Annotated in this window: 18 protein-coding genes; 5 read left to right on the top strand and 13 right to left on the bottom strand. The window is 71.3% G+C overall.

Features of this window, described 5'->3' with window-relative positions; translation table 11 throughout:
- The first annotated feature begins 27 nt into the window (after positions 1-27).
- Positions 28-1,347: a right-handed parallel beta-helix repeat-containing protein gene (locus C3L37_RS02815; protein ID WP_129113093.1), complete on the top strand. Its 1,320-nt coding sequence runs from the start codon at positions 28-30 to the stop codon at positions 1,345-1,347.
- 21 nt (positions 1,348-1,368) lie between these two features.
- On the opposite strand, the gene msrB is transcribed toward C3L37_RS02815, so the two are convergent.
- From msrB to C3L37_RS02835, 4 genes are read right to left on the bottom strand one after another with little or no spacing between them, the layout of a single operon-like run.
- A complete protein-coding gene (gene msrB, locus C3L37_RS02820) occupies positions 1,369-1,794 on the bottom strand; it encodes a peptide-methionine (R)-S-oxide reductase MsrB (RefSeq protein WP_129113094.1) in 426 nt (141 codons plus the stop codon).
- Between the two features lie 26 nt (positions 1,795-1,820).
- Positions 1,821-2,291 carry a nucleoside triphosphate pyrophosphohydrolase gene (locus tag C3L37_RS02825; protein WP_323740446.1) on the bottom strand — a complete coding sequence of 157 codons (471 nt, stop codon included), beginning with the start codon at positions 2,289-2,291 and terminating at the stop codon, positions 1,821-1,823.
- Entirely contained in the window at positions 2,288-3,073 is a 786-nt protein-coding gene (locus C3L37_RS02830; protein ID WP_129113095.1) for an aldo/keto reductase, read from the bottom strand. Before C3L37_RS02830 ends, C3L37_RS02825 begins: the two co-directional genes overlap by 4 nt.
- Positions 3,070-3,807, bottom strand: a complete 738-nt coding sequence (locus tag C3L37_RS02835; RefSeq protein ID WP_129113096.1) for an HAD family hydrolase — start codon at positions 3,805-3,807, stop codon at positions 3,070-3,072. Before C3L37_RS02835 ends, C3L37_RS02830 begins: the two co-directional genes overlap by 4 nt.
- Positions 3,808-3,956: 149 nt before the next feature.
- On the opposite strand from C3L37_RS02835, the gene C3L37_RS02840 reads away from it, so the two are divergent.
- The gene (locus C3L37_RS02840) at positions 3,957-5,000 is read left to right on the top strand and encodes an NAD(P)/FAD-dependent oxidoreductase (protein WP_129113097.1); all 1,044 of its coding nucleotides are present in this window, start codon (positions 3,957-3,959) and stop codon (positions 4,998-5,000) included.
- Positions 5,001-5,060: 60 nt separating this feature from the next.
- Here C3L37_RS02840 and C3L37_RS02845 read toward each other — a convergent pair whose 3' ends face one another.
- From C3L37_RS02845 to C3L37_RS02855, 3 genes are all read right to left on the bottom strand, one after another.
- A complete protein-coding gene (locus tag C3L37_RS02845) occupies positions 5,061-6,722 on the bottom strand; it encodes an ABC1 kinase family protein (RefSeq protein ID WP_129113098.1) in 1,662 nt (553 codons plus the stop codon).
- Positions 6,723-6,736: 14 nt separating this feature from the next.
- Positions 6,737-7,093: an Hsp20/alpha crystallin family protein gene (locus C3L37_RS02850; protein ID WP_129113099.1), complete on the bottom strand. Its 357-nt coding sequence runs from the start codon at positions 7,091-7,093 to the stop codon at positions 6,737-6,739.
- A 103-nt stretch (positions 7,094-7,196) separates the two neighbouring features.
- Positions 7,197-7,667: a hypothetical protein gene (locus C3L37_RS02855; RefSeq protein WP_228546088.1), complete on the bottom strand. Its 471-nt coding sequence runs from the start codon at positions 7,665-7,667 to the stop codon at positions 7,197-7,199.
- Here C3L37_RS02855 and C3L37_RS02860 point away from each other — a divergent pair.
- The 3 genes from C3L37_RS02860 (at position 7,659) to C3L37_RS02870 (ending at position 11,566) form a co-directional block, all read left to right on the top strand.
- On the top strand, positions 7,659-8,879 hold the full coding sequence (locus C3L37_RS02860; RefSeq protein ID WP_129113100.1) for a molybdopterin molybdotransferase MoeA: 1,221 nt from the start codon (positions 7,659-7,661) through the stop codon (positions 8,877-8,879). The genes C3L37_RS02855 and C3L37_RS02860 overlap by 9 nt on opposite strands.
- Complete coding sequence (locus C3L37_RS02865; protein WP_129113101.1) at positions 8,876-10,849, top strand: molybdopterin biosynthesis protein; 1,974 nt, start codon at positions 8,876-8,878, stop codon at positions 10,847-10,849. The genes C3L37_RS02860 and C3L37_RS02865 overlap by 4 nt, the downstream gene beginning before the upstream one ends.
- Before the next feature lie 138 nt (positions 10,850-10,987).
- Complete coding sequence (locus C3L37_RS02870) at positions 10,988-11,566, top strand: flavodoxin domain-containing protein (RefSeq protein ID WP_129113395.1); 579 nt, start codon at positions 10,988-10,990, stop codon at positions 11,564-11,566.
- 37 nt (positions 11,567-11,603) lie between these two features.
- On the opposite strand, the gene C3L37_RS02875 is transcribed toward C3L37_RS02870, so the two are convergent.
- The 6 genes from C3L37_RS02875 to ahbB form a co-directional block, all read right to left on the bottom strand.
- Positions 11,604-12,239 carry an HAD family hydrolase gene (locus C3L37_RS02875; protein ID WP_129113102.1) on the bottom strand — a complete coding sequence of 212 codons (636 nt, stop codon included), beginning with the start codon at positions 12,237-12,239 and terminating at the stop codon, positions 11,604-11,606.
- 101 nt (positions 12,240-12,340) lie between these two features.
- Positions 12,341-12,712 carry an LWR-salt protein gene (gene lwrS, locus C3L37_RS02880; RefSeq protein ID WP_129113103.1) on the bottom strand — a complete coding sequence of 124 codons (372 nt, stop codon included), beginning with the start codon at positions 12,710-12,712 and terminating at the stop codon, positions 12,341-12,343.
- A 3-nt stretch (positions 12,713-12,715) separates the two neighbouring features.
- Complete coding sequence (locus C3L37_RS02885) at positions 12,716-12,991, bottom strand: 4a-hydroxytetrahydrobiopterin dehydratase (RefSeq protein WP_129113104.1); 276 nt, start codon at positions 12,989-12,991, stop codon at positions 12,716-12,718.
- A 122-nt stretch (positions 12,992-13,113) separates the two neighbouring features.
- On the bottom strand, positions 13,114-14,460 hold the full coding sequence (gene hemA / locus C3L37_RS02890) for a glutamyl-tRNA reductase (protein ID WP_129113105.1): 1,347 nt from the start codon (positions 14,458-14,460) through the stop codon (positions 13,114-13,116).
- A complete protein-coding gene (locus tag C3L37_RS02895) occupies positions 14,457-15,104 on the bottom strand; it encodes a precorrin-2 dehydrogenase/sirohydrochlorin ferrochelatase family protein (RefSeq protein WP_129113106.1) in 648 nt (215 codons plus the stop codon). The genes hemA and C3L37_RS02895 overlap by 4 nt, the downstream gene beginning before the upstream one ends.
- Positions 15,101-16,165, bottom strand: coding sequence for a siroheme decarboxylase subunit beta (ahbB, locus tag C3L37_RS02900; protein WP_129113107.1), 1,065 nt, complete (start codon positions 16,163-16,165; stop codon positions 15,101-15,103). The genes C3L37_RS02895 and ahbB overlap by 4 nt, the downstream gene beginning before the upstream one ends.
- Positions 16,166-16,255: the final 90 nt, after the last annotated feature.

The raw sequence follows: 16,255 nt of genomic DNA on the forward strand, positions 1-16,255 counted from the left end.
ACCGACCAATGATTGACGTACTCGAACATGAAACGAACATCGGCGATCCTCCTGTCGGCGCTCGTACTCGTTTCGGTGATCGCCACCGGCGTACTGGGGGCACAGACGGGACTCTTCTCCCTGTCCGGTTCGGGGGATTCCGACGGGGAGGCCCCGACGTCCGACGCGTCGAGCGGGGCCGCGACCGCGGACACCGGGGAGGGAACGGCGGCGACCGAGCCGGCGACGTCCGGCGAGGCGAACGGAACGGCGGGGTCGGAGGCCCGAACGGATTCGGAAGCCTCTGAGACGCCCGATTCGGAGGCGTCCGCGACGCCGCCGCCCGGCGACGGCCACGTGGAACCGACGGCGGTCGGGACGTGCACCGTGATCGACGAGCCGGGGCGGTACGTCCTCGCGCGAAACCTGACGAACGCCTCGGCCGGTTCGTGTCTCACGATCACCGCCGACGAGGTCCACGTCGACGGCGGCGGCCACGAAGTCGACGCGGCGTTCGACGAGCGCGCCGACGATCCGTCCGACCCGCGCGAGGGCGTCGGCGTCGCCGTCGGCGGCGACGAGTCGGTCGAGAACGTCACCGTCTCGAACCTGACCGCGACCGACTGGGAGACCGGCGTCGCCTACGAGAACGCGAGCGGCGGCGAACTCCGGAACGTCGAGGTGCGTTCTTCCGCCACCGGCGTCGCGTTCTCCGACACGGACGACTCGCGGATCAAGGCCGTCGCCGTCGCCGACGCGCGCGAGGGCGACGCCGTCGTCCTCCGCTCGTCGGACGGCAACCGCCTCGTCGACAACACCGTCTCGGACAACGACTTCACGTCGATCGCCGGCAACGCCGGCGGCGTCGCGCTCTCGGCGTCGAGCGACAACGTGATCCGGAACAACACGCTGGCGGAGAGCAACGCGGGCGTCCGGTTGGACGAATCGAGCGACGACAACGAGATCGTCGGGAACGACCTGCGCATCGTCGAGATGGGTGGCGTCGCGATCCGCGCCGACGGCTCGGGCGGAACCGAGATCCGAGAGAACGAGATCAAGCGCGCGGCGGACGTGCAGGGGATCACCGGCGTCGAACTGTCCGGTGCGACCGACACGACGGTCCGGAACAACGCGTTCGTCGCCGTCGACGTGCGGATCGCCGACGCCTCCGAGAACGTCGAGGTGCGGGGCAACCTGCTCACCGACGGCGTCCTCGACGTCGGCGGCGGGTCGGTCGACGTGTCGGTGATCGGAAACCGGCTCGTCGACGGGCGGATCCGCGTCGACGCCGGGGCGGAGAACGTCACCGTGCGCGACAACGAACTCGTCGGCGGCGACGTTTCGCGGGAGGACGGGGGGTCGGAGTGACCGTCCTCGGCTCCCGATCGCTCACTCGGACGACTCGGACGGCTCGAACGTCATCGCGACGGAGTTGATGCAGAACCGCTCGCCGGTCGGCTCCGGGCCGTCCTCGAACACGTGGCCGAGGTGGCCGTCGCAGTTCGAACAGCGGATCTCGACGCGCCGCATCCCGTGGCGGGTGTCCGCGTGCCGTTCGACGCTCCCGTCGCGCGCGGCGTAGAAGCTCGGCCAGCCGCACCCGGAGTCGTACTTCGTCTCCGATTCGAAGAGCACCGCGCCGCAGCCGGCGCAGCGGTAGACGCCGTCCTCGTCCCGGTCGACCAGTTCGCCGCTGAAGCGCGCCTCCGTGCCGCGCTCGCGCAGGATCCGGTACTGCTCGGGCGTCAGCCGCTCTCGCCACTCCTCCTCGGTTTCGGGCGCGTCCGACGCGGGGGGTTCTTCGCTCTCGCTCATGATATCCCCCTTGGTGCCGCGAGGGGTTAGGGGCTTTGCTCGTCGACCGGGGAACTCGCGCCGTCCGCCGACCGAACCCGCTCCAGCACGATTCCCTCGTCGAACGCGCCCCGTCGGTCGGCCTTCTCGCAGCGGCGCGCCGCCAGCGCCTCGCGGTCGATCCCCTCGGCCTCGCAGATCGCCGCGACCACGGCAAGCACGTCTGCGAGCTCCGCCGGGTCGCCGCTCTCTCGGTACTCCGCGGCCTCTTCCTCGAGCTTCTCGCGGAGCCTGCGGCGGTACTCCTCGCCGGTCGCGACGTGCGTCTCGGGGACCTCGCCGTTCTCGCGGACGATCTCGGGGATGCGATCGCGGACGAGTTTGTCGTACTCGCGGACGCGGGCGTCGCCCCTTTCTCGACCGTCGCCGCCGTCGCGGTCGAGGCGCCCGTCGCCGTCCGCTCGACCGCCGTCGTCGTCGCGTTCTTCGCTCTCGCCGTCGCGGCGCTCGTCGCTCACTCCGGAAACAGCTCCTCCTCGCGGGCGATCGACTCGATGGCCGCGACGTCCTCCGCGTCTAGCTCGAGGTCGCGCGCGGCGAGGTTCGCCCGGAGGTGCGCCCCGCTCGACGCCTTCGGGATGACGACCACGTTCTCCTTCCCGAGCAGCCACGCGACGCTGACGGTCGCCTCGTCCGTCCCGTGTTTCTCCGCGACGGCGGTTAGTTCAGGGAGGTCGAACACCCTGCCGCCCGCGAGCGGCGAGTAGGCGACGAGGTGATAGTCGTGCCGTCCGGCGTGGTCGACGAGTTCCGGTCGGCGAAAGAGCGGGTGGTACTCCGTCTGGTGGGCGAAAAGCGGCGCGTCGAGGAGGTCGAGCGCCTCGTCCAGTTCGGCGACCGAGAAGTTGCTCGCGCCGACGTGGCGGACCGTCCCCGCCTCGCGGAGGCGGTCGAACGCGGCGAGCGTCTCCGGGGGATCGTACGCTTCGATCGGCCGGTGGACGTACAGCAGATCGACGTACTCGGTGCCGAGGCGATCGAGGCTCCCCTCGGCGCTGGAGAGGACGTCCTCGTACGCGAGCTTATCGGCCCACACCTTCGTCGCGAGGAACACCTCCTCGCGGGGGACGGACGACGCGGCGATCGCGTCGCCGACGAGCGCCTCGTTGCCGTAGATCTGGGCGGTGTCGACGTGGCGGTAGCCGAGTTCGAGCGCCCGCGTCACGCTCGCCGCGCTGTCGGGCGCGTCGAGGCCCATCGTCCCGAGGCCGACGGGCGGGAGTTCGCCCGGGTCGGTCACGCGTCGCCTCCCGCCGGTTCGACTCCCCCACCGGGTCGCGACCGATCCGATTCGATCGCCGCCGCGTCGACGGTCGACCGGACGCCGTCGACGCGGAGCAGTTCGTCGAGGCCGTCGATCTCGTACGTCGGTTCGGCGTCCAGTCGCAGGTCCGCGCGGTGGCTCCGGCGGATGAACGCCGAGTCGATCCCCGCGTTCTCCGCCGCGAGCACGTCCGTCTCGCTGTCGCCGACGAAGAGGGCGGTCTCCGTGTCGAGATCGGAGAGCGCCCGTTCGAGGTAGTGCGCCGCCGGCTTCTTTCGCCGCAGGCTCTCGACGGTCGGCTCGCGCCCGTAGGCGGTCCCGAACAGGTCGCCGATCCCGAAGTGGTCGAGGACGAAGTCGACCGTCTCCTGCTGGTTCGAACTGACGATGCCGAGCGGGGCGTCGATCGAGCGGACCGCGTCGAAGTCGTCGTACAGCGCCTTCCGGCCGGCGCGGATCTCCGCCCGCTGCGCCCGCGAGGCGGTTCCGTCCCGGACGGGCCAGAACTCGTCCGGGTCGAGTCCGTACGCGTCGCACACCTCGGCGAGCGCGTCGGGCGCGACGCCGATCGCCATCTCGTCGACGTGCGCCGGGTCGGGATCCACGCCGAGGGAGGCGAACGTCTCACCGGCCGCCTCCCGCAACACCTCGTACTCGACGAGCGTGACGAGCACGCCGTCGTTGTCGAACAGCACCGCGTCGTAGTTCATCGACCGACGAATGTACCGCGATCGTGAAAAGTCGTTCCGACCGACGCTGAGCGAAGAACTTAGGCGGAAACGGTCCCGCTCTCACCCATGGACGCGACCGAAGCGCCCGACCCGACTCGCGCCGTCGATCGGACGGAGGCGGTGCGGTCGTGACCCGCACCGTCGGCGTCGTCGGCGCGGGCGCGGCGGGCGTCGGCGCGGCGTACGCGCTCCGGGACGCCGACGCGGCGGTGACGATCCTCGAAAAGAGCCGCGGCGTCTCCGGGCGGGCGGCGACTCGGCGCAGGAACGGCTGCCGATACGACCACGGCGCGAACTACGTCACGGGCGGCGACCGGACGGCCGACCTGCTCAGGTCGCTCGGCGAGGACGGCCTCGCGGACGTGGCGGCCCCCGTCTGGACGTTCGACGGGGAGGGGTCGATCTCGGCGGGCGACCCCGACCGCGCGGACGACCGCAAGTGGACGTGGACCGGGGGGATCGCCCAACTCGGAGAGCGCCTCCTCGCCCGCACCGACGCGACAGTCGAGCGCGGGACGCGGGTCGACGGGCTGGAGCGCGCGGCGGACGGCTGGTGGGCGGTCGCGGCCGACGGGACCGAGCGCGGGCCGTTCGACGCGCTCCTCCTCACGCCACCGGCCCCGCAGACGGCGGCGCTGCTCGCGCGGTCGAAGTGGCAGAACCAGCACCTCCCGGCGCTCCGGGAGGCGATCGGGGCCGTCCCGTTCCGGACGATCCGGACGCTCGTCCTCCACTACCCCTTCGAGCTGGATCGTCCGTACTACGCGCTCGTGAACGCCGACCGGACGCACGACGTCGGCTGGGTCGCCCGCGAGGAGTGCAAACCGGACCGCGTGCCGGACGGCGAGTGCCTGCTCGTCGTCCAGATGAGCCCGGCGTGGTCCGAGACCCGATTCGACGATCCGACCGACGAGGCCGCGGCTGACGCGGCCGCCCTCGTCTCCGCCCTCCTCGGCGACGACCGCCTCCGCGATCCCGACTGGGTCGACGAGCAGGGCTGGCGGTACGCGCTCCCGGACGACGGCGTCGACCCGGAGGTCGTCCGCCGGGGGGAGGACGACGGCCTCTTTTTCGCCGGCGACTGGGTCGCGGGCGAGGGGCGCGTCCACGCGGCGCTGTGGAACGGCGTCGAGGTCGGCGAGCGCATCGAGCGCCGACTGCGTCGACGGTGAGAGGCGTCGATCTAGCGGTGAGAAGCGTCGAACGCGCCGGCGGTGAGCGCCGTCCGCCCCTCACTCCTCGCGGCGCTGTCTGAGGTTCTGGCGGGTGAACTGCGGGGACGCTCGGATCCCGCTCCGGGCGGTGAACGACCGGTACAGGAGGATCGCGAACGGCGCCGTCAAGGCGAGGGCGACGAGAACCGCGGCGAGGCTGTCGCCGAAGGCGTAGAGGATCGACACCGAGAGCACGCCGACGGCCAGCAGGACGCCGTAGACGATGCGCTTTGCGAGCAGATCGAACACGCCGTTTCTGTCCTCGACGCGGACGTTGACCGTCAGGCTCTCCCGCTCCGCGCGGTCGAGCACGCGATCCAGCTTCGGCGGCACAGTGAGGAGCGACCTGGCCGTCCGCTGGACCTGCTCGCCCGCCCCCTCGACGATGCGCTGGACGCTCTCCTCGCGGTAGCCCTGTTCCGTCAGGTAGCTCGTGGCGACCGCGATGAAGTCGAAGTCGGGGTCGAGCGTGACGCAGACGCCCTCGACGACGGTCGCCACGCGCAGGACGAGCGCGAGGTTCCGCGGCAGCCGCAGCGGGAACTCGTAGATGGTCGATTCGACCTGCTGGATGATCTGCTGGACGCGATACTGCTCGATGTCCTCGCCGCGCGCGTCCGCGATGGCGAGTTCCATCACGTCGCCCATCACGCGCCGGTCCGCCTCGGGCGAGAGCGTCCCCATCTCGATGAGCGCGTCGAGGATGCCGTCGATGTCCTGGTTCGCGACGGCGACGTAGAAGTCGACGATCTTCTCCTGGACGTACGAGTCGACCCGGCCGCTCATCCCGAAGTCGTAGAAGATGATCGTCCCGTCGCCGTCGACCGCGAGGTTCCCCGGGTGCGGGTCGGCGTGGAACACCCCGTCGTCGATGATCATCTGGAGGTAGATGCGCTGGAGCTTCTCGGCGAGGTCGTGACGGTCGATCCCCATCCCGTCGAGCCGCTCCGTGTCCGTGATCTTCGCGCCCGGAACGTACTCCATCGTCAGCACGCGCGGCCCGGAGCACTCCTCGATGACGCGAGGGATGCGGATCGAATCGCTGTCGTCGAAGTTTCCCCTGATCTCCTTCAGCATCCGCCCCTCGCGGCCGTAGTCCATCTCCTGTCGGATGGTCTTCGCGAACTCGTCGGCGAGGTTTTCGAGCGAGAACGCGCGTCCCTCGCCGATAAAGCGCATGAGAAGCGGGAGCGACCACCGGATGACGCGGAGGTCGGCCTCGACGAGCGATTCGATGTTCGGGCGGCGGACCTTCACCGCGACGCGCTCGCCCTCGTGCGTCGCGAGGTACACCTGACCGAGGCTCGCGCCGCTTATCGCCTCGGTGTCGAACTCGTCGAACGTCGCCTCGACGGGGCCGAGTTCCGACTCGAGGACCTCCCGCGCTTCCGCCCACTCGGCGGGCGGGACGTCGTCCTGCAGGCTCGACAGCACGTCGATGTACTCGGGGGGAAGGACGTCCGGGCGGGTCGACAGAAGCTGGCCGAGCTTGATGAACGTCGGGCCGAGCGTCAAGAGCGAGTCGAGCAGCACGCTCGCGCGTTCGACCCGCTCCTCCGGGGAGACGGTGCGGGACGGGCCGAAGAGGACGAACCGGTGGCGGTCCCGCGCGTACGCGAGGATGAGCGGGGAGAACTGGTAGAAGACCACCAGGAACCGCCAGTAGGCGCGAAGGTTCACCGAGGGACTCCGACCTACGCGTCCTCGATGGGGATGGTCCGCTCGGGGGAGGCTTCGCGCTTGGGGAGCCGGATCTCGAGGACGCCGCGCTCCATCTTCGCCTCGGCCCCCGTGCCGGTGACGTCCGGCGGCAGCGGGAGGTCGGCGTCGAGGAACAGCGATCGATCCTCGCGGACGTACTGGTACGCCGACGGGAGCGCCTTCTCGCGACGGGCCTCGATGACGAGTTTGCCGTTCTCGACGCTGATGTCAGCCGTCTCGGCCGTCACGCCCGGCAGATCGAGGACGAGGAGGTACGAGTCGTCGCTCTCCAGCAGGTCCGCGAAGACCGCCTCCGGAAGCTCGCGCAGCGCGTCGCGCAGTGCTGACATGGGCGGACCTATGTATTGGTGGTCGAAAAAGCCCGCGGTCGCGTCGTGGTAGTTCTTCGGTCGGCGTCCCGTTCCGACGTCGCCCGGGGGTTCGCTGCGGCCGCTACGGAACCGACGCGACCGCGTCCGGCAACTCGGCGGCGGTTTCCCACCGGACGACGCGCTCGCCGGCGGCTTCCTCCAGGGCGGCCAGGTGCGACGCGGCCATCCCGTTGTCGTACCGATCGCGCGTCTCCGCTTCGCTCCCGTAGATCCGCTTCACCAACCAGAGGGCGTCTCGAATTCGCGTTCCCCGATGGTAGAGAAAGCCGAGTTCCCAGACGTGGCCGCCGTCGTAGTCTTCGAGGACGCCGACGACGTGCGTCGCCGCGACGGACAGGACATCGAAGGCGGGTGCCCAAAGCTCCAGCTCGTCGCGGCGAACCCGAAGTCTTCGAGCCGGAACGCCGTCGCCCCCGCACGCTCGTCGAGGAGTGCGCAGACCGTTCGTCGACGTTCTCCCGGCCCGCCGTCGCCTCCTGCGTCGGGGGCAGACGCTTTTACCTCGGGGTCGAAAGGTGGGGACATGAGCCACGACGACCTGCGGCGCGCCGGGTTCAAGGAGCGAACCCGCGTCGACGCCGCACGCGACCGCCTCCTCGGGGCGGTCACGCCGCACGAGCGAATCCAACGACTCCCGCTCGCCCGCGCCGACGGCCGGGCGCTCGCCGACTCCGTCGTCGCCCCGAACCCCGTGCCGGGGTACGACCGCGCCGCGATGGACGGGTACGCCGTCCGCGCCGAGGACACCTTCGGCGCGAGCGACCGCTCGCCGGAGGTCCTCCTCGAGGCGGAAGACGAGGTCGGTCCCGGCGAGGCCGTCCGCGTCCACACGGGGAGCGAACTCCCGCCGGGGGCGGACGCCGTCGTGATGATCGAGCACGCGGACGCCGTCGGCGACGGGGTCGAGGTGTACGACGCGCTCGCCGCGGGCGAGAACGTCGGCGAGGCGGGCGAGGACGTGGCCGAAGGGACGACGCTCTACGAACCGGGCCACCGCCTCCGGCCCTCGGACCTCGGCCTCCTGAAGTCCGTGGGCGTCCGCGAGGCGGCCGTTTACGACCCGCCCACCGTGGGTGTGATCCCGACCGGCGAGGAACTCGTCCAGCGCGATCCCGAGCCCGGCGAGGTCATCGAGACGAACGGGCTCACCGTGTCGACGCTCGCGGAGCGGTGGGGCGCGGTCGCGACGTACCGCGACGTCGTCCCCGACGACCCCGACGCGATCCGCGCCGCGATCCAGCGCGACCTGACGAAGGACGTCGTCGTCACGACCGGCGGCTCGTCGGTCGGCGAGCGCGACTACACCCCCGAGGTCGTCGCCGAACTCGGCGAGGTGCTCGTCCACGGCGTCGCGCTCAAGCCCGGCCACCCGGTCGCGCTCGGCGTCGTCGAGGAGACCCCGGTGCTCATGCTCCCCGGCTACCCCGTCGCCTGCATCGTGAACGCCGTGCAGTTCCTCCGCCCCGTCCTGAAGCGGGTCGGCCACCTCCCCGCGCCGTCGCACCCGACGGTCGAGGCGACGCTCGCCCGGAAGGTCGCGAGCGAGCCGGGGACGCGAACCTACGTCCGCGTGGCGCTCGACGGAACCGACGACGGACCGATCGCCACGCCGACGCGCGCCAGCGGCTCCGGCGTGCTCTCCAGCGTCGCGCTCGCGGACGGCTGGGTCGTCGTCCCCGAGCGCAGCGAGGGATTCGAGGAGGGCGCGACCGTCGCCGTCGAGGACTGGGAGTGGTCCGGATGAGCGCGCGCAAGGAGTTCCGAGACCTCGCCGAGCCGGAGGAGGCCCACGCCGCCATCGCCTCGCTCGACCTCGAACCCGCCCCCGAGCGCGTTCCCCTCTCGGAGGCGCGGGGGCGGGTTCTCGCGGAGCGGATCGACGCCGATCTCGACGTGCCGGGCTTCGACCGCGCGTCGATGGACGGGTACGCCGTCCGCGCGCGCGACACGTTCGGCGCGGACGAGGCGGATCCGGTCGTCCTCGACCTCGTCGGCGCGGTCCACGCCGGCGCGAAACCCGACGTGACGGTCGAACCCGGCACCTGCGCCGAGATCTCGACGGGGGCGGTGATGCCGCCGGGGGCGGACGCGGTGGTGATCGTCGAGCGAACCGACGAACGACGAGTCGGCGAATCCGCCGACGAGGCGAGAGACGACGAGTCGGTGAACACCGACGAGGTGGAAGTCGAGCGGCGGATCGAGATCAGAAAGGCGGTCGCGCCCGGCGACAGCGTGATGCTCGCCGGAACGGACGTCGCGGCCGGCGCGCGGGCGCTCGGCCCGGGAGCCCGGCTGACGCCGCGCGAGATCGGTCTGCTCTCGGCGCTCGGGGCCGACGAGGTTCCCGTCCGCGGTCGCCCCGTCGTGGGGATCATCTCCACGGGCGACGAGCTCGTCCGCCCCGGCGGGACGCTCGACAGCGACGCCGGGCAGATCTACGACGTGAACAGCTACGCCGTCGCCGCGGCCGTCGAGGAGGCCGGCGGCGAGCCGCGGTTGTACCCCCACGCCGGCGACGACTACGACGAGATGGAACGCCTCCTCGTCGAGGCGGCCGAGGGGTGCGATCTGGTGCTCTCGTCGGGCTCGACCTCGGCGAGCGCGGTGGACGTGATCTACCGCGTGGTCGAAGCGCAGGGGGATCTCCTCCTCCACGGCGTCGCGGTGAAGCCCGGCAAGCCGATGCTCGTCGGACGGCTGAACTCGTCCGCGTACGTCGGCCTCCCCGGCTACCCCGTCTCGGCGCTCACCATCTTCCGGACGTTCGTCGCCCCGGCCGTCCGCCGGGCCGCCGGTCTCCCCGAGCCGCGGACGGCGACGGCGTCGGGGCGGATGGCCGTGCGCGAGCGGTACGGCGAGGGGCGGCTCCGGCTCATGCCCGTCGGCCTAATCGAGGATGCGGACGGCGAGACGCTGGTCTACCCGGTGGACAAGGGGAGCGGCGCGACGACGAGCCTCGTCGAGGCCGACGGCATCGTCGAGGTGCACCCCGACACCGACTACCTCGCGGCGGGCGAGGCCGTCGACGTGCGACTGTTCTCGCCGGACGTGCGCGTCCCGTCGCTGCTCGGCGTCGGGGAGGACGACCCCGCGCTCTCGCGCCTGCTCGACCGCCTGTCGGCACCGCGGTACCTCCCGCTCGGGAGCCGCGAGGGGCTTCGACGCCTCCGAAACGGCGTCCCCGACGCGGCGGTCGTCGCGGAATCGGTCGATCGGAAGGCTTCCTCCGCCGACGAGAACGACGCCGTCGACCTCGGCGGCTGGACCCGCGAGTGGGGTCTCGTGGTCCCGGCGGGCAATCCCGGTGGGATCGAGGGACTCGCCGACCTCGTAGAGCGCGACGTCCGGTTCGTCAACCGCGACACGAACTCCGGGCTGCGCACGAGCCTCGGCGACGCCGTCGCCGACCTCGCCGAAGGGCGGGGCGCGACGCGCCGCGAACTCGTCGAGTCGATCGACGGGTTCGAACTCGCGGTGAAGGCCCACGAGAGCCCGGCGCGGCAGGTCGCCGCGGGGAGGGCGGACGCGGGACTCGGCCTGCGCGCGACCGCGGAGAAACTCGGGCTGGGGTTCGTCCCGCTCGGCGACCAGCGCGTCACCGTCCGCGCGAACCCCGACCGGACGGAAAAGCCCGGCGTCGCGGAACTCGCGGCCGCCCTCGACGACCTCGGTCCGATCCTCGACGGGTTGGCGGGGTACGGCGCGCGTCCGTAACTCGAACCGACTCCGACTCCGACGGGCCGTCCCCGGCGACGAGGCCGCCGGGCGTGCGAGCCTTCCCGCCGTTTGCGCGGCGTCGCTGTCGGCGTGGTTTTTTCGACGCCGAGGACGTACCCGAATTCGGTGATCCGCGTGCGTTCGTTCCTCGTGATCTACGGCACCGGTGAAGGACAGACGGCGAAGGTCGCCGACCGCATCGAAGACGTGCTCGCAGCGCGCGGGCACGACGCCACGGCGGTGAACGTCGACGAGCTTCCGCCGGATCTCGGAGTCGACGACTTCGACGCGGTTCTCGTCGGCGCGTCCGTCCACGGCGGCAAGCACCAGCCGACCGTTCGGGAGTTCGTCGCGACCAACCGCGACGCGCTGGCGGCGAAGCCGACGGCCTTCTTTCAGGTCTCGCTGTCGTCAGCCGACGAGCGGGGACGGGCGCAGGCGGCGGGCTACGTCGAGGAGTTCGTCGAAGACACCGGCTGGCATCCGGACCGAATCGGCCTCTTCGGCGGCGCGTTACGGTACTCGGAGTACGGCTTTCTCAAGCGACTGGTGATCAAACAGATCGCCAAGCGCGCCGTGCCAGACGCCGACACGGCCCACGACGCCGAGTTCACCGACTGGGACGAGGTCGAGGCGTTCGCCGCGGACGTCGCCTCGTTCGTCGAGGGGAGACTCGGCGTCGCGCCGCCCGACGACCGAGAGGCGGACGAGTGACTCGTTCGTCGAACCGCCCGCGGACGCTCGCGCGGGCTCACCACGAGAGCTCGTCGAACGACCGAACCCGGTAATCGCCGAGGACGCACTGCCCGCGGAACGACGGGTTGTGGCGCTCGACGTGGATGCCGTCCAGATTCGCGTTCCACGCCGCGCCGATGTCGTTCGCGCCGTCGCCGGCCAGCACGCCCCGGTGGACGCCGTTGACGCCCAATCGCGACATCGCGTGATTCACCGGCGCGGGGTCGGGTTTCCAGCCCGTCTCCTCGTCGCAGCAGACGATCACGTCGAACCAGTCCCGGATGTCGAGGTGATCGAGCACGGGACCCGCCAGGAACTTCTGACAGTGGGTCACGAGCCCGACCGGCGCGTCGATCGAGCGGACGAACTCCGCTGCGTCCTCGTGGAGGTACGTCGCCCCCGCGCGAGCCTGCGGGTCTTCGACGGCGTGGAAGGCCGGCCAGAACTCCTCGGGCGGGATCCCCCACTCGCGGAGCTGCGGGTCGCGAGCGCCGCTCAGGCCGTGCCAGAGGATTTCGACTTCGCGGTCGGTGAAGCGCCGGCCGAGGCGGTCGCCCACCCGGTCGAACGCCCCCCTGGTGTACGACCACTCGGCGTCGACGAGCGTCCCGTCGAGGTCGAACAACCAGAAGTCGTACGGGTCGAGAACCATCGGAGTCCCTGATAGAACCGCCCCGGTATTGGATGTTCCGGCGGGTTTCGTCCGCTGCGTCCGGATCTCACCGAAGGAAGAACGTCACGTTCGCCCGCGCGTCAGTTCGAACGGACGCGGACGGAGCTGCCGAGGTACTTGTGCAGCGCCTCGGCCACGTCGTCGGCGTTGAACCGACCGAGATCGGCTCCGATCTCCGCTTTCAGCGCGTCGAGGTACGCCTCGTCGGTCTCCAGTTCGCGGAACGCCACGCCCGAGACCGGGACGCCGAGAACGTCCTCGAAGCGCTCCCGGAGGTGCCGCTCGTCGTTCGCGTCCCCGCGCCACAGCGAGTCGCGGAAGAAGAGCCAGCCCTCCTCGCCGGACGCCGCCGCCGGCAGGCGGAGCACCGTTTCGAACTCCCGCGGCTCGACCCGCGCGCCGCCGGCGGGCGCGAGCCGGAACCGAACGCGGAAGACGTACGCGGCGTCCATCCCTCAGTACTCGTCGTCGAACAGCTCGGCGAGCCGGATGTCCTTGTTCGTGACGCCGCCCGCGTCGTGGGTCGTGAGCCGCACCTCGACCTCCTCGTAGCCGATAGTTATCTCGGGGTGGTGGAACTCCTCTTCGGCCACCTCGCCGACCGACGTCGCGAAGGCGACGCCGTCCAGGTAGTCGTCGAACTCGTACGTCCGCGCGATCTCGTCGCCGTCGCGCTCCCACCCGTCGGGGACTCGTTGGTCGATCTCGTCGTCGGAAAGCAGCTCGGCCATGGACGGTACATCGCGCGGCTGCCGGATAACGTTTGCCCAGACCGGGATGAAAATTGGAGGACGACGGGGAAACGGCGACCGAAAGCGCGGGAGAACGGGCGATCGTCTCGGGCCGCCGACCCTCAGTCGTCGGAAAGCTGCTCAAGCACGCGCCGCGGAATCTCCGCGTTCTCGGGGAGGTCGTCCGGCGCGGCGTCGGGTGCAGCGTCGGCGACCGGCGGCGCGCCCCCGAACTCGGGGTTGAAAAGCTGCATCGCGGTCTGGATCGTCGTCCAGTCGTCCTCGGCGGCGGCGTCGCGCAGGCTCTTCGTCGGCGCGGCGAGCAGTTGGCCGACCAGCGCGTCCGCGAGCGCCGCGATCGTCTCGCGCTGCTCGGCCGTCAGCTCCCCTTGCGCGTCGAGCTTCGAGAGCGCCGTCCGCAACTCGCGCTCTTTGACCCTCTCCGCGCCCTCGTACATGGCGCTGATCGCGTCGTCCGCCCGCCGTCGCTTGTACGCGTCAAGCAGGCGATCGAACTCCTCGTCGATCATCGCCTCGACCTCCCGGGCCTCGCGCGTCCGCTTCCGTCGGGTCTCGGCGGTCACCGATTCGAGCGCGTCGATGTCGCGGAGGGTGATCCCCTCGATCGCGCTCACGGCGGGGTCGACGTCCCGCGGCTGTGCGAGGTCGATGAGCACCGTCTCGCCGGCGTCCGCGAGCGCGTTCGGACCGATCACGTACGCCGAACTCCCCGTCGCAGCGATGACGACGTCGGCCTCGCGGGCCGCCGCCGCCGCGGCGTCGAGCGCGACGGCGCGCGCGTCGGACGCGACCTCCGAGGCGACGTGTTCGGCGTGGGGGACGGTGCGGTTGGCGACGATCAGCCGCTCGACGTCCGCCGCGTCGAGCGCCCGCGCCGCGAGCGTCGCCATCTCGCCCGCGCCGACGACGAGCGCCGTCGAGCCGTCGAGGTCGGTCTCGGCCTTCGCCAACTTCACCGCCGCGCTGCCGAGCGACACCGCGCCCTCGTTGATCCGCGTCTCGGAGCGCGCGCGCTCGCCGACGTGAATCGCCTTCATTAGCGCGTCGTCGAGCATCCGACCGATCCCGCCGGTCGCGCGGGCCTCTTCGAGCGCCGTCTTGAGCTGGCCGAGGATCTGGTCCTCGCCGAGGACGAGCGACTCCAGCCCGCAGGCGACGCGCATCAGGTGGCGGATGCTCTCCTCGTGGTCCATGTGCGCGATCGCGCCCTCGCGAACGTCCGGCGCGAAGTCGGCGAGGGCCGCGTAGCCCTCGGCGGGGCGGTCGGTGACGACGTACGCCTCCGCGCGGTTGCACGTCTGGACGGCGAACGCCTCGGCGACGCCGTCGCGGGCGAGGAGTTCCCGCACGGCTTCGCGACTGTCGGCGCGACAGGCCGCTTCGATCTCCTCGACCTTCGCCCTCGCGTGCGAGACGCTCACGCCGGAGATCGCGCCCGAATCCATCACCGCGACTCACCTCGCGTCTCTCGTATCACGCGGTCTGCCTCTCTGCGGGCCTTAGATTCCCCCGTACGTAAAGCCTTCCAAACCCGCGGATCGCGGACGACGGCCCGGACCGCCGTCCGTCGCTCGTCCGCCGGCGCGCCTTCGTCCTTCAGTTCCGCGCGGAGATCCGCGGTCAGGGTCGCCATCGCGCCGGCGTCGGCGAGCTCCGATTCGAGCCGCTCGCGGAGGAGCTTCGACAGCGCCGGGCTCGCGCCGCCGGTGGAGACCGCGACGGTCACGGGCCCGTCCCGAACCGTCGCCGGCACGACGACGCTCCCCCGGTCGCGTCCGCCCGCCTCGTCCGCCCTGTTGACGAGCGCACACCGCTCTCGGGCGGCGGCCTCGGCCGCCTCGTTCACGGCCTCGTCGTCGGTCGCGGCGACGACCAGCGCCGGGTCGAACCGATCGACCCACGCCGCGACCTCGTCGGGAGCGGGCGCGGCGCGGACGAGTTCGGCCGCCCCGAACTCCCGGTCGGCGAACGTCGGGGCGACGACGACGACGCGCGCCTCGCGGGCGAACCGCCGGGCCTTGCGCGCCCCGACCGGGCCGCCGCCGAAGACGAGGACGGTCTCGCCGTCGAAGTCGTGAAACAGCGGGATCATTCGACGGTGTTCGCCTCGGCGCGCTCCGCCAGCCGGATGCCGGTCTTCTTCAGGATCCGGGTCGAAAACAGCGTGTCCCAGTCGTCCTCGTCCACGTCCCAGAACTCGCCCATCGTCGCCTCGACCTCGCGGATCCGCCGCTCGCTCTCCGCCTCGCTGCGGCCGTGGGTCATCGCGAAGAAGTTGTACGGCCACACCCCTTCGTGGCGCGGTCGTTGGTAGCAGTGGGTGACGAAATCGAGCGAGACGACCGCGGGCCCGACCGCCCCGACGAGGTCGTCGGGGACGTTCCAGACGGTCATCCCGTTCTCCGTGTACCCGAGCGCGTAGTGGTTCGGGATGACGCCGACGCGTCGGACCTTCCCTTCGAGGTCGAACCGCCGTATCGTCTCGACGACCCAGTCGGTCTCGACGCCGAGCGATTCGGCCACGTCGCGGTAGGGCGTCTCCGTGATCGGCAGCCCGCCCTGAATCTCGACGACGAGGTCGCGCTCGCGGGGGGTCAGGGTCGTCCGATCCGACGGCTCCGCGTCGGGGCCGAGGTGCGAGAGGTCGACGTCGCCGTCCGCGACGGGACCGTCGACGAGGAACTTCGCCTCGACGCGGAACTCGCGGCGCTTCGGCAGGTTGTACGTCGGCTGGCCGGTGTCGGCTTCGATCTCGGCCAGCACCTCCGCCACCCTCCCCTCGTCGGCCACGCTCACGACGAACCACACGTTGAGGTGCGGGTGCTCGCGCTCGTAGTTGTGCGCCACCTCCCGGCGGGCGTTCACCCGCTCCACCACTTCGTCGAAGCGATCCGGCGGCGCGTGCATGGCGACGAGCGTCGCCGCCCCGCCGATCTCCTCGGCGTTCACGAGCGCGCCGAAGCGCGTCAGCACGCCCGCCTCGTCGAGGTCGCGGACGCGGTCGCAGAGCGCCGACGCGGAGACGTCGATCCCTCGCTCGGACAGCGCCGCGGCAGCCGGTTCGAAGGGTCGCTCGACCACCGGGAAGCCGCCCTGGAAGGCGTTGATGACGGCGCGGTCGAGCGTCGAGAGGTCCGCGTTCGCCGGTTTCATGCTCGGCTCTCGGGGATGTGGGGGAATAAGCGTCTCGAAGCTCCCGTCGGCGGCGATCCGCGCGTTCGATCGACTGGCGCTCTCCGCACC

This window comes from Halegenticoccus tardaugens (genome assembly GCF_004116405.1).
In the GTDB taxonomy this organism is placed as follows: Archaea; Halobacteriota; Halobacteria; order Halobacteriales; family Haloferacaceae; genus Halegenticoccus; species Halegenticoccus tardaugens.